Annotated in this window: 10 protein-coding genes and 1 pseudogene; 3 read left to right on the top strand and 8 right to left on the bottom strand. The window is 35.9% G+C overall.

What is annotated here, in order from left to right; genetic code table 11:
* Positions 1 to 18 precede the first annotated feature (18 nt).
* Complete coding sequence (locus MKY08_RS06730; RefSeq protein WP_069511920.1) at positions 19 to 990, bottom strand: ABC transporter substrate-binding protein; 972 nt, start codon at positions 988 to 990, stop codon at positions 19 to 21.
* 210 nt (positions 991 to 1200) lie between these two features.
* Between MKY08_RS06730 and MKY08_RS06725 the strand changes: the two genes are divergently transcribed.
* Positions 1201 to 1527, top strand: a complete 327-nt coding sequence (locus MKY08_RS06725; RefSeq protein WP_069511922.1) for an antibiotic biosynthesis monooxygenase — start codon at positions 1201 to 1203, stop codon at positions 1525 to 1527.
* Positions 1528 to 1715: 188 nt separating this feature from the next.
* On the opposite strand, the gene MKY08_RS06720 is transcribed toward MKY08_RS06725, so the two are convergent.
* The 4 genes from MKY08_RS06720 to isdC form a co-directional block, all read right to left on the bottom strand.
* A complete protein-coding gene (locus MKY08_RS06720; protein WP_069511924.1) occupies positions 1716 to 4658 on the bottom strand; it encodes an NEAT domain-containing protein in 2943 nt (980 codons plus the stop codon).
* A gap of 306 nt (positions 4659 to 4964) precedes the next feature.
* Complete coding sequence (locus MKY08_RS06715) at positions 4965 to 5933, bottom strand: iron ABC transporter permease (protein WP_069511926.1); 969 nt, start codon at positions 5931 to 5933, stop codon at positions 4965 to 4967.
* Between the two features lie 21 nt (positions 5934 to 5954).
* Positions 5955 to 6854, bottom strand: coding sequence for a heme ABC transporter substrate-binding protein IsdE (isdE, locus tag MKY08_RS06710; protein ID WP_069512146.1), 900 nt, complete (start codon positions 6852 to 6854; stop codon positions 5955 to 5957).
* A 106-nt stretch (positions 6855 to 6960) separates the two neighbouring features.
* Positions 6961 to 7611, bottom strand: coding sequence for a heme uptake protein IsdC (isdC, locus tag MKY08_RS06705; RefSeq protein WP_256093180.1), 651 nt, complete (start codon positions 7609 to 7611; stop codon positions 6961 to 6963).
* 194 nt (positions 7612 to 7805) lie between these two features.
* On the opposite strand from isdC, the pseudogene MKY08_RS06700 reads away from it, so the two are divergent.
* Positions 7806 to 8290, top strand: a pseudogene (locus MKY08_RS06700) (IS3 family transposase); the annotation flags it as partial.
* 73 nt (positions 8291 to 8363) lie between these two features.
* On the opposite strand, the gene MKY08_RS06695 reads toward MKY08_RS06700, so the two are convergent.
* The 3 genes from MKY08_RS06695 to MKY08_RS06685 all read right to left on the bottom strand — a co-directional run bounded on the left by MKY08_RS06695 (position 8364) and on the right by MKY08_RS06685 (position 11592).
* Positions 8364 to 10058 carry an FAD-dependent oxidoreductase gene (locus tag MKY08_RS06695; protein WP_069511932.1) on the bottom strand — a complete coding sequence of 565 codons (1695 nt, stop codon included), beginning with the start codon at positions 10056 to 10058 and terminating at the stop codon, positions 8364 to 8366.
* Between the two features lie 296 nt (positions 10059 to 10354).
* Positions 10355 to 10597, bottom strand: a complete 243-nt coding sequence (locus MKY08_RS06690; RefSeq protein ID WP_069511934.1) for an S-layer homology domain-containing protein — start codon at positions 10595 to 10597, stop codon at positions 10355 to 10357.
* Between the two features lie 74 nt (positions 10598 to 10671).
* A complete protein-coding gene (locus tag MKY08_RS06685; RefSeq protein WP_069511936.1) occupies positions 10672 to 11592 on the bottom strand; it encodes an EamA family transporter in 921 nt (306 codons plus the stop codon).
* A 112-nt stretch (positions 11593 to 11704) separates the two neighbouring features.
* Between MKY08_RS06685 and MKY08_RS06680 the strand changes: the two genes are divergently transcribed.
* On the top strand, positions 11705 to 13120 hold the full coding sequence (locus tag MKY08_RS06680; protein ID WP_069511938.1) for a PLP-dependent aminotransferase family protein: 1416 nt from the start codon (positions 11705 to 11707) through the stop codon (positions 13118 to 13120).
* Positions 13121 to 13190: the final 70 nt, after the last annotated feature.

Below are 13190 nucleotides of genomic sequence, written 5' to 3'. Positions count from 1 at the left end.
TTTCCCCACTATAAAAGATTATTTAACCGCTTCTTCAGCTGTCTTTAAAACGCCACGCATATAATCAATGGCTTCAATGACTTCTGTGCCAGGGTTGTCAAATACTTCTGATGGTAAAATGATGATTTGATTATTCTTTACTGCATCTAAATTTTTCCACGCTGCATTTTCTTTTAATTGTTTTTCAAAACCTTCTTTTACTGAAGCAGGATTCGCGTGTGTAATCAGCATGATTACTTTTGGATTACGCTCCACGATTTTCTCAACACTTAAATTCGCGTAAGTAGGATATTTATCTGTCGCTGGTAAATCAGCTGCGATATTTTTTCCACCCGCTTTATTTAAAATGTCACCATATAACGAATTATCAAGCGCGGCTAAATATGTACCTGGTGCTCCATAAACGATAAGAGCATCTAACTTTGATTGTGCAGCGCTTTCTGCAATTTTCTCATCAATTTGAGCGACTAATTTTTCTGCTGCTGTTGTGTTATTAAATAACATTCCATACTTTTCAATCGTATCTTTTATATCATCAACCGAATTCATCGTTGAATAGACAACTTTCGTACCTGTTGCTTCTACCGTTGTAGCAAACTGCTGAAAGCTTTGTGGCACAATAAGCACCTCCGCATTCAATGCAGCAATTTTCTCAAACGACGGTTCATGCGGGTTGCCTATTTCTTGTATAGCTGCTACATCTGCTCCTATATCATAAGAAATCGTTGGTCGCCCCGTAACATTTGCTCCTAACGCTAACAAAATATCCATTACTCCGCTATGTAACGTTGCAACCGAATTAGGCGTTGCTTCAAACTCATGCTTATTTCCTAAGTCATCAATTAGTGTTATCGCTCCTGACGATTGTACTTGTTGCTCAGTTTCTACTTTGTCTGCTGAAGCATTAACATCCTCTGTTGTGCTTTTCTCACCACATGCTGCTAATGATAAAGCTAACGCACAAATTAATAGAAATGTAAACTTTTTCATTTTACTATCATCCTTTCTTTTATTTTTAAGCTTAATTGATAATCATTCTCATTCGATTGTTAATGATTCTATTTTAAATAATAATAATTGTCAACAAACGTTTTTATTGTTTTATTTTTTTAATTTTTAATTGCATATCCAATTAATGCATGTTTTAATTGATAATGAGAATCAATATCAATTAAAAATGACATAAAGGAGTCAATAAATATGATTACAGTTACTAACCGTTTTTTAGTAAAAAAAGGTTTTGCTCATAAAATGGCACCACTATTTACAACTGATAAAACTTTATTGAACTGGGAAGGATTTCATAAAGTTGAAGTGAACATTTGCTCAGAACCAGAAAATCACGATGAAATGAATGTAATGATGTTTTGGGATACAATCGAGCAATTTGAAGCATGGCGCGAATCTGATGACTTTATAAAATTACACCGCCGTGAAAGGATTGCTAACAAAGAAAACAGCGAGTCATCTCCAATCATAAGTAACCGAATTGTTATTTCCGAAATTGCTGCTTCTTTAGTAAAATAAACTTTTGAAGATGTTCCAACGAATCATTAAAAAGTGTAAAAAAATGCAATTCGAATTTAACTTGAATTGCATTTTTTCACTTTTGGATGAGGCAACAGGTTTGTCGGAATGACTCGAGCTATCACCTCATCCACTTTTAATCAGCGTTTAAGGGATAGTATTAGCAACTTACTTTATTTTTGAATGAATTAAATTAAATTTACTAATTGCAATGATCGTTTTAAAATCTTCGCCATTTGAGCACGTGTTAAATTGCTTTGTGGGTATAAGTAGCCTTTCGATCCTGTCATAATGTCCTGTGCTTGTAATTCTGATACGGCTTGCTTTGCGTAGTCAAATACTTCATTAGCATCCTTAAATGATAAAGCATTTGCAGCAACTGTTGCTTTATAGCCTTTGTATTCAAGCATACGCATGATCATTGCCGCAGCTTGCTGACGGGTAATGTTTGCATTTGGATTAAATGTTGTTGCATTAACACCTTTCACAATGCCGACCTCCGCAAGTGCTTGTACTTCTTTTTGATACCACTTACCTTTAACATCCGTAAAGGCAGTTTCTTTATTTGAGTGAAGCTTAAGCGCTCGAGCCATCATCACTGCAAATTGAGCACGCGTTATATTTCGATTTGGACTAAATGTTGTAGCTGTTGTTCCAGTTGTAATGCCAGCAGCGTATAAAGCTAATATTTCATCCTTACTAAAGACAGTCTCGATATCTGTAAAAGGATTTTTAACAACGTTATTAGCGTTATTTTTATCTTCTTCTTCGATTTTTGTTTCTTCGTCTACAGCTGGTACATTAAACGTAAAGAATAATGTATATGCCCCATAACCTAAGCTGCCTGAATCAACAAATATTTTTGTAACGCCATTGCGATCTTTAACGAATGGTAGACGTATAACGCGTACTTGATCTAATTTTTCACCTTTAGAACTAATTATCTCAATATTTTGTTTCTTACCATCTGCATCAATATAAGCAATGGTTTCAAAGCCATACGCCTTACCTATTAGTGTCATTTCAATATAACGTTTACCATCAATTGTAACTAATTCTGCCTTCGTAAAGTATGGTGCTAAATAGTTTGTAATAAATTCAGGTATTTTACCATTTGGATCAGCTTCCATTTTATACGTAATTGGCTGACGAGTAATCTTTTCATTTGTTATCGGTGTAGGTGTAGTCGTAGTAGCTGTTACATTTGTAGAAATGGTCTTATCAGTCGTTACTGCTTCAAAAACAAGATTATCTAGTGTTTCAACTTCAAACGAAAGTGCTGCTGTTTTTACCTGTGCAACAGATGCTAAAGTTGCAACTGTGTTAGACCATTTGGCAATTTCTTTATCATTTTGTTTCACAATAAATTGCCGTAAATTTTTCCCAGAATTTAATGAAAGCGTAACTTTATATTTGTTATCTTCAAATACTGTCTTTGCTTTTTGAAGGAATGCAGCGATCTCTTTTGCATTCTGTGCAAATTCAAAACGTACTGCTCCCTCCTGCATAAATTCCCCTGTAGTTCCTTCAATCTTCGTTCCATTATTCGGCAAACCTTTATTCGGTGTTGAGCCGCTATTAACTGGGCCACTTGTAATTGGGAATGTTGTACTATCACTTATTTTAGACAATGAAGCTTCATTAAATTGTAAAAAGATATTGTAGTTATGATGATAGTTTAGATCGTCAATATCTACTTTTACCCATGCATTATGACGCTCAGCTAAACTTGGTAATGAAAATTGAACAACTCGCACATCATTGACGTCGCTAATGGTAGTTGGTGTTACACCGTTCACTGTAAACCCAGTAATCCATGAACTATTTTTTAACGTTAATTGTACTTGATAGGAGGAACCATTTCTCACAACGTACGCTGGTTTAATTACATATTGGTCCATCATTGAAGTACCAGAACCCGAACCCCTAATAAACGTATAGTCCGCTGTATACAGCCCATTTGTTGATTGCGTTGGACCACCACTCGTACCCCCACCAGTAATCGGCAATGTTATAGGATTAGTAATTTTTGAAACTGGTGCTCCGTCCTTCGTTGTTGCGATTACATTTGTTGAAATTTTTTTATCAGCTGTCACCGCTTCAAAAACAAGGTTATCTAGAGTGTTCGCTTCAAATGAGAGTGATGCTGTTTTGTTCATTGCAACAGGTACTAGTGAAGCCATTTTGTTAGACCATTTCGCAAGTTCTCTTCCATTTTGTTTTACAATAAATTCTTGTAATTTATTTTGTATATTTAACGATAGAGTAACTTTATATTTATTGTCTTCAAATACTGTTTTAGCTGTTTGTAGGAATGTCTTTATTTCTTGTGCATTTTGTGGAAAATCAAATTGAACTACTCCCTCTTGATTAAAGTTTCCTGTAGTTCCGTCAACCAATGTGCCGCTATTAGTTGATTGTTCAGCTTTTTCAGTGTTAGAATTGTTATTGCCAGCGGGATTTGAATTTGTATCGTTCTGCCCAGAACCTGATTCATTGCCGTTGGTATTTCCTTTTGAATTCCCTTTTTCTTGATTAGCCATTCCGCCCTTGTCTTCTACTGCTGTACCACCAGTGGATGGAACTTTTCCTGTATTCGCTTCATCTTTATTTTGTTCTTGTGTTTCTGGTTTCTTTGGTACTTCTTCACAAACGCGCTTAGTCTCTGTAACATTCGAGAATTCTAGGTAAACAGTATACTTTTTATTATTGTAATTGAAAGCCGGAACGTGAACATGAACCCACGCCTCAATTGATTCATCGTGTCTGTCGATGACGAATGTGTATATTTCATTGCCCGCCTTGTCTTTCGTTGTTTCAATAGCTGCTTTTAATTCGCCACCTGACTTCACTTTAAAACCTTTATACCATTCTACAAAGTTTTTCGGCACCGTAATTGCGACCCTATATGGATCATCTTTTTGTTGTTGAATCGTAACTTCCTTTAAAATATAGCCATTCATTACTGAATCTTTTGTTTGAGTTTCATCCCGAACATTAAGACTTGCTGAATAATCAATTGTACAACTAGCATCGGTACTCTCCTTTGCCTGTACTTCCATGCCAAAGCTCGGTAATATGGCACCTAGCATCAGCACTACCATTGCTACATATTGTAAAATTTTTTTCACTGCTCTGACCTCCTGAAAATTTAATTCGTTTAAATGACAAGAAATTCAGAATATCTAAATACCTTTTTCTACCCCCTTTTTATTTTAAAAGTTTTCACTAGTACTATCCCTAAACCAGAATGACAATCATTCTCAATTATAATCAAAAGAAAAACATCGATTCAGACATGGATGTTTTTATATAAATAACTTTCTTCAATTGATAACGATTATCATTCAATTTTAATTATATCCCGCCCATTATTATTGTCAAGAAAGTTAAAATACGTTGCGAGATGCTAAAAAATGTTATTGACTCATCTCCTTTTACTTATCTTTGCGAATTAAAAAGATTAAAAATGGCCCACCGATGATAGCCATTATTGTTGATGCTGGAATTTCTAATGGCGCAACTAAAATTCTACCTAGCGTATCGGCTGTCAAAATCAGCAAGGCACCCGCTAGTGCTGAAAATGGAATTAACCATTTATGGTCTGAGCCTACTAATCTTCTTGAAATATGGGGTATTAATAACCCGACAAATGCAATAACGCCTGCTGTAGCAGTTGAAATCGCTGCTAGTAATACGGCTGTTGCTGCAATAATTAGTCGTGCACGTGTTACATTAAAGCCTAAACTCTTTGCCGTTTTGTCTTGCAAAGTCAATAAATTGCACCAAGAAGCTAAAAGGAGAGAAATAATTAAACCGATTGCACCGTAAAATGTTATTAGACTTACATTACTCCAAGTACGCATGGACAAATTAGAGCCCCCTATACCACCAACCATAATATTCATATAGCTACATAGTGTAACAAATGCTTCGGTTAGACCAGTAAACATCGCATTAATCGCAATACCTACTAAAATAATTTTCAAAGGATTTAAGCCCGACTTCCATGACAACGTAAATACTAAAAAACAAGCAAATGCTCCTCCCAAAAAAGCCAAGAATGGCGTAAAGAAAAACAGCATTGGAAATAATGTAATGACTAATAATTGGACAAATGATGCGCCTGCTGAAATGCCAATTACACCTGCATCCGCTAATGGATTACGCATAACCGCCTGTAATAATACGCCTGCAACTGATAATGCCGCACCTGCAAATAATGCGACGATGATCCTTGGGAAGCGTAAATCTTTAATAACTGTGTAATCTGGATTTTCTTCACCCAAAAAAGCTCTAATAAATTCCAGCATATTCATTTTGATAGAGCCTGTAATCGCCGAATAGATAATCACGACTAAAAGTAAAGTACTTACAATTATAAAACTACTAATTTTTTTATTCATCTGAGCCCTCTACATTTCCCATTACGGATACATAATGTCAATTAGTTCTTCTAGTGCTTGAGGCACTGCAAGCGTTGCAGTTGTTCCAAATACAGGCTCCTCTAGATCATACACCCTGCCATTTTTCACAGCGTCAAAATGCTTCCAAATATCATTCGTTGCAAATTCCTCATTAAACATTTCCACTACTTGGTCGGGTATCCCATGTGCCAGACGTAAAATAATATCTGGATTGCTTTGTTGTAAAAATTCCGTATTGGATGGTAAAAACTCGGGCTCTTGACCACTCATGACATTTTGACCCCCAGCCATTCTCACTAAGTCCCCAATATAAGAATTTTCTGTTGCTACCAAATAGCTCCCTGGTATTCCTAGCAAAATTAAAACTTTAGGTGATTCGTTTAATTCTACTTTCATTCGAAGGGCTGAAATCTTTCCTTCAAGCTGCGACACTAGCTTAGTTGCTTCTGCAGTACGGTCATATTTTTTACCAATTTCTAAAATAGCCGCTTTCATATTATCGATACTTTGTAAATTGACATATGAAGCATTAATACCGACTTCCTCAAATGTATTTTTTAAATCTGCTTCCAATGTTGTTACAGAAAATACCTCTGTTGGATTCAGAGATTTTACAATTTCCATATCCGGCGACATTGGATTACCAATTTCCGGTAATCCCTTATATCGTTCTGGCAAATCATACATAGTTGTAGGAACCGCAATTGCCTCTAGATTCAGTGCATCTAATATATGTGTGACTGCAACTGTCGTTGGAATAATTCGATTTTGATTTTCATCTTGAACGACTGTATTGCTTTCGTTATTCTCTTCTTCTGCTTGATTTTTCTTTTCCGTAGTTGAAGTAATACATGCTGAAAGAATTATTATCATACTAAAAAGCCCTACTATATATAGCATTCGATGAAATGCTTTCGTATTTTTTATCTTCACTATGCCTATTCACTCCTTTTAAAAAGCACCCTACCCTACTTAAAATGAGTAGAGTAGGGTGCTTTGCAATACATCAAATGATTTTTTCTTCCTTCGATCGTTTCCTTAAATTAAATAATAGAATTCCACTTAAACAGAAAAACAATAGTATGCTAAATGGAAAAATATCATTTGTTTGAGGATTTGTCACCCTTTCTTGAGATGACGAAGTATTTATTACACCACTATTATTTGTTGTATCCTTGTTGTTACTATTTTGTACCACAGCACTTGCCACCGCACTACCATCTTCGTTTTTCAATGAAGATGCATCCCATACAAAATCTACTGTGTATTCATGATGATAATTTAAGTCATCAATATCGACCTTCATCGTAATAGGCGTCGGCGTTGTATAGGAAGGAAGTGCAAATTCAACGATACGTGTATCCTCTGCCTTATTTTCGCTAATTACTTTATTACCGCCTGTACTAGATTCAAATTTCGTTATCCACGAACTTTTTTTCATCTTCAGCTGTAATACCTGAGAGCCATTTTTCACAATAAGTGTACCAGGCTTCAAAAAATAATCATTTGCGATGGAAGCAGATGAAGAATTCGGTTTATTCACTTGATAGTTGATTGTGTATTTCCCGTCTACAAGTGCAGCAGATACATCGTTAGTTGGTGTAATTAAAAATCCAAACAAGGCTACTAACATGGACACTAAAAATAACTTTTTGATAGTAAAACCCCCTTGTAATTAGTAATTATCAACACCTTGTGAATAAAAAGGGATATTAAAAAATACCCCTTTATTATTCTGCGTGTTCGATATATTTTCAATGATAATGATAATCATTATCATTATGTATAAATGATATTATGCATAAATTAACTTGTCAATATATAAATACTTTGCTTTTTCATACCTCTAAAACCGTTATTACTTACTTGCCATTTGTTCAGAAACAGTTGTATCTTTCAAGTATTCAGGATTTATATAATAGCGAAATCATTGCCAGAAAATGGATTTATTCTGCATACGTTAGCCCAACTCAATCATTTGCCTGAAGGGTATACATTGCAAAGTGACCAAGACGCGGTATATACATCTTATCACTATCAATAAGCTGTAAAAGCAAAAGGCATTACCATGAGCATATCCCGTAAAGGAACGCCCGCTGATAATACCTCAATCGAATTGTTTCATTCTTTATTAAAGTCTGAAACGTTCTACTTAGACAATTTGCGAAATACTACGACGGCCATCGTAGAACAAACTGTCAAAGACTATATAAATTATTCTAACTATAACCGAATTCAAACGAAACAACCAGCCGCCGGTTCAATGCCGACAACTGGTTGGGTATGATTTTTTGATTGCTGTCTTATATACAGGGGTCAGTCCCGATAGTAAGTAGTTTTTTTATCCAGCTGCACAATCAAAGTGTCGTCCAATGTTTCGCAAAGCCCTATGCCTTACTTCTACAACTATTATTTAAAATTATATTGTGTAACAATTGGCTCACGGTTTAGTTGTTGATCTTTAAAATACTCATACAAGCTAATTCCTAAAAATGAGCCCGAGATATTGTAAACTTGATCATAACCATTATGCTCTAGCACCATTACCGCATTGTAACTACGTTGTGCAGAACGACAATGGACATAGACAGGTACGTCCTTTGGAATTTCATGCATACGCTCACGTAATTGACTTAATGGAATGTTTTTTGCACCCTTGATTGCGCCATTTGCAAATTCATTAGGCTCACGTACATCAATGATGACTGCATCCGACTCGACTAATTGGCGTACTTCACTGACACGCACTTGCTTGAAACGGCCTGCCATAATATTTGTTGCGACAAGAGCCGCTAAATTAACAACATCTTTTGCAGTTGAAAACATTGGTGAATATGAAAGCTCTAGCTCTTTTAAATCCTCAATTGTCCCATTCATTGTCATTAACGTCGCAATGACATCGATTCGTTTATCTGCATTCCCCTTACCAATCGCCTGTGCACCAACAATTCGTCCGGTTGGTACTTCATAAATTAATTTAAAATGAAGTGGATTACTTGTAGGCATCAGCCCAACTTTATCTGGCGCAATGATATACACGGCATCAACCGGTAACCCTATTTGCTTTGCTGTACGCTCATTTAATCCTGTTGCTGCTGCCGCATAATCAAAAACTTGAATACTCGATGAGCCTATAACACCTTTATTAGCCGAAGTAATTCCATATATATGATCCGCAGCTGCACGAGCTTGCTTTTGTGCAGGACCAGCTAATGCTAAACGAGTCTGTTTATTCATCAAGCGATGGTACACTTCAATGGCATCTCCAATAGCATAAATGCTCGGGTCATTCGTTTGATAATTTTGATTTACTTTAATGGCACCAGTTGCACCAATCTCTAGTCCTGCCTCTACTGCTAATGTTGTTTCTGGACGAACGCCAATCGCTAAAACAACAATGTCAGCATCCATTGTTTTTCCTGAATTTAATGTAATAGAGTCTGTCGTAATTTCTGCTAAGCCATCCCCTACAATTAAGTTCACACCATGATCTAATAACTCTTTGTGTAAAATTTGAACCATATCTTCATCAAATGGTGTTAAAATTTGTGGGGCAAATTCCACTAAAGTAACACCGCGTCCAGCTAAGCGGAGATTTTCAGCTACCTCTACACCAATAAATCCGCCTCCAATAACTGCGATATTTTGAGCATCTTTTTGAACAATTGCTTGTTGTAATTGTTCAATATCTACTACATTTCGCACAGTGAACACATGTGGTAAATCCGTACCTTGAAGATTTGGAACAATCGGGCTAGCTCCTGGAGATAAAATTAATTCATCATATACTTCTGTTGATAGCTCTCCTGTTTGTGTACTTCTAATCGTTACTGACTTTTCATGACGATTAATCGCAATCACTTCACTATTTACACGTGCATCAATTTTATATTTTGATTCAAAGGACTCTGGTGTCATCATTAATAAACGCTTACTATCTTCCACAACACCGCTTAAATAAAATGGTAAAGAACAATTTGAAAACGATACATGAGGTCCTTTTTCAAACATGATAATTTCAGCTTGCTCGTCTAACCGTCTAATTCTCGCCGCAGCAGAAGCGCCTCCAGCAACTCCACCAATAATAATAATCTTCTTCATCAAAATCCCCTCCAAAAATATGTAGAATAAAATAAATTGATTAGCACTTTCACAATACACTATATACCCATAGGGGTATATAGTCAACTAAAAGTTTACCATATTAAAGGAGCATTAGAAAAACTTTCGATTTCGTTTCCAAAAGCAACATCACTAATTTCGTATGCAAGTCATATAAAGTAACAATATGTTGCTTCTTTCCATACTTTAAAACGCTAAACTTATTACTAGCCCTCTCCCACAAACAGAAATACTCAAAGGGCGTAAAGCACTGGAAATGCTTCACGCCCTTAAAAGATTTATTGCTGCATCGCTCGATATAAAAAAGCTGCTAATTGTGCTCGTGTCACAGAAGCTTCAGGTCGGAACTTACCATTATTACCCAATGCAATCCCTGCTCGTTCTAGTGCCCCAATATACCCTGCACTCCAATGACTACTATCTACATCTGTAAATGAACTTGTAGTTTGTGGTTGGAGCTGTAATGTATTCGCTAATATTTTCGCCAAGGCCAAAACCGCTATTTCCCTAGAAACTTCCATAACTTAGCCCCTTGAAAATTAGATTTTTTTAAACGATTTTCTTACATTACAAAATCATGTTCATCCAAAACCTTTTAATTTTTAACATGCTGCACAGTCGCTTTCTGCCAGAGTAACTTCTTCAATGTTTCGTAATTGACTAGAACCGTTCCAACAATAATCGTCAAAGTACCTATGCCAGTTAACCAAGATAGATATTCTTGATAAAAAATAACGCCTAATACTACAGCGATTAAGGGAGAAATATACAGCCATGTAGAAGGAAATATTGGATTTGTCCGTGAAACAAGCCAATAATAAATGCTATGCCCAATCATTGAGCCTACAATAATTAAATAAAGAAGGGAGCCCATTGAAGCGAAGCTTAACAGATTGTCAAACTGAATGTTCTCGGTAAAAAACGATAAAATAATCAATAATATCCCGCCGTACATCATTTGCACTGCATTTAAGGCAATTGGTGATGTCGTTTCAAATTTTTGGATAACATGTTTCGTATAAATCGTTCCAATTGCATAAAATAGCTCACCTACTATGATGGCGAAACAACCAACCATCCAGAAGGTACTTATTTCAATCGAAAAACTAGGTATAATCAACAGTGTGACACCAATAACCCCGACAGCACAACCTATCAATGCTTGTCGATTTCCTTGTTGTTTCAATACTAATGTTTGAATAACGATAATTATCATCGGGCCCGTTGCAGATAAGACAGCGGCAATTCCTGATGTCACATACTGTTCTGCCCAGTATAATGCGGCAAACGTTCCAAAAGTTAAACATACCCCTGTAAAAAACATCTCTTTCCGCCATAATAACTGTATTGTCGTTTTTTCTCTCCAAACCATAAAACTAAATAGCAGCAACCCAGCAATGAAAAAACGAAGCCCAGCTGATAAAAATGGAGGTACCCCTGCATCAACACCCATTTTAATTGCTAAAAAAGTCGTACCAAAAATCAAACACATAAAAATATAATTAATCATCACCATATATATCTCCTCCTTTTTTCTATCATAAAAGAAGGAGCGTAGAACAGATTGAGAAAGATAGAACAGATTAACATCGTTCGTGGTACAATCTTTTTGAATAGGAGGAATCGACGTGGACAAAACGATTGAACATAAAGTTTTTACTTTTAAGAAAGTATATGATTATGTACTACACCGTATAGAACGCAACGAATGGAAAGAACATGAAAAGATTCCCTCCGTCCGCCAATTAGCTTCTGAAATGAATGTTCATCGATTAACGGTATTAAAAGCCTATCAATTATTAAAAAAGCATGACAAAGTTTATGTAAAAGATAAAGCAGGCTATTTTGTCCAATCAATCGAAACAAAACATCTTGAAAATCTAAATCAGAACAATCCAATTGTTTCTGCATACTTACAAAAAAATCATTTATCTGAAATTCATCAGTCAGCTGTTTCCTACCAATTCTCGCAGGCGTTAATTGATCCCAATCTTTTACCTAATCATTATTTTTCAGATTACGTGAAGAAAGTGTTTGATCTTTATCCAAAAGTACTTGCAACTTACTCAACTGTGCAAGGTGATTTAGAACTACGTGAAACACTCACACAGTATTTTATCAACCAATATAAAACACATATTAGTGCAGATGAGTTACTCATTACTTCTGGCTCACAGCAAGCGATTCACCTTATAGCCCAAACTTTTATTAAGCCTCGAGACGTCGTTTTATTTGAACGTCCAAGCTATAGTGCTGCGATTGATATTTTTAAAGCACAGGGAGCCCAGATTGTTACGGTTGATATTCAGCCAGAAGGGTATGATTTACAACAACTTGAATTATATATTCAACAATACAAACCACGAATATTTTATCTGAATCCGACATTTCATAATCCGACTGGTTATACTGTTCCTGTTGAGCAACGAAAAAAATTAGTAGAATTAGCTGAACAATATCGACTGTTATTAATCGAAGACGATGCTTATCATGACATATATTTTGATGAACCCCCTCCACCACCAATTTACACCTATGATAGTGCTGGGACAGTCATTTATATCCGCAGCTTTTGCAAATATATTTCACCTGGTTTAAGAATTGCGACTGTTATTTGTCAATCATCATTAATGAACGCACTGCTAACAGCGAAATCATTAGCGGATAATGGCTCACCACTGCTCAATCAAAAAATTTTTCTCCATTACTTTTCATCACTAAGATTGCAGCAACACTTGGAGAAAATTCGAATTGCACTTCAAATTCGAAAGGAAATCATGGAGGAAGAGCTAGCCATAACAGGTTGGCAATGGACTAGTCCAAAAGGCGGTTTGAATTTATGGGTACAGCTCCCAAATAATTTTCCAACTGAATTATTGTTAAGCAAAAGTTTCGAACAAAATATTTCCTTTGTGCCAGGACAAGTTTGTGATCCATTAAAACAATTATCATCTTGGATTCGTTTAAGCTATTCTTACGCAAATGAAAAACAATTAAAAGAAGGGCTAAAAAGGTTTGTAGCAGTGGCACAATCACTTGCTTAGTGAGCTGTCATACAACAACAGAGAAAAAGTGTTAGATTGACCGCAATCAATCTAACACTTTTTTGCTATG

The organism is Lysinibacillus sp. FSL M8-0337 (assembly GCF_038593855.1).
In the GTDB taxonomy this organism is placed as follows: domain Bacteria; phylum Bacillota; class Bacilli; order Bacillales_A; family Planococcaceae; genus Lysinibacillus; species Lysinibacillus sphaericus_D.
The sequence above is the reverse complement of the archived record's forward strand: the minus strand, read 5'-3'. Positions and strand labels throughout refer to the sequence as shown.

Coding starts and splice junctions, on each gene's coding strand:
- MKY08_RS06725 (WP_069511922.1), top strand. CDS start 1,201: ATGATTACAGTTACTAACCGTTTTTTAGTAAAAAAAGGTTTTGCTCAT.
- MKY08_RS06685 (WP_069511936.1), bottom strand. CDS start 11,592: ATGGTGATGATTAATTATATTTTTATGTGTTTGATTTTTGGTACGACT.
- MKY08_RS06715 (WP_069511926.1), bottom strand. CDS start 5,933: ATGAATAAAAAAATTAGTAGTTTTATAATTGTAAGTACTTTACTTTTA.
- MKY08_RS06730 (WP_069511920.1), bottom strand. CDS start 990: ATGAAAAAGTTTACATTTCTATTAATTTGTGCGTTAGCTTTATCATTA.
- isdE (WP_069512146.1), bottom strand. CDS start 6,854: ATGCTATATATAGTAGGGCTTTTTAGTATGATAATAATTCTTTCAGCA.
- MKY08_RS06690 (WP_069511934.1), bottom strand. CDS start 10,597: ATGGAAGTTTCTAGGGAAATAGCGGTTTTGGCCTTGGCGAAAATATTA.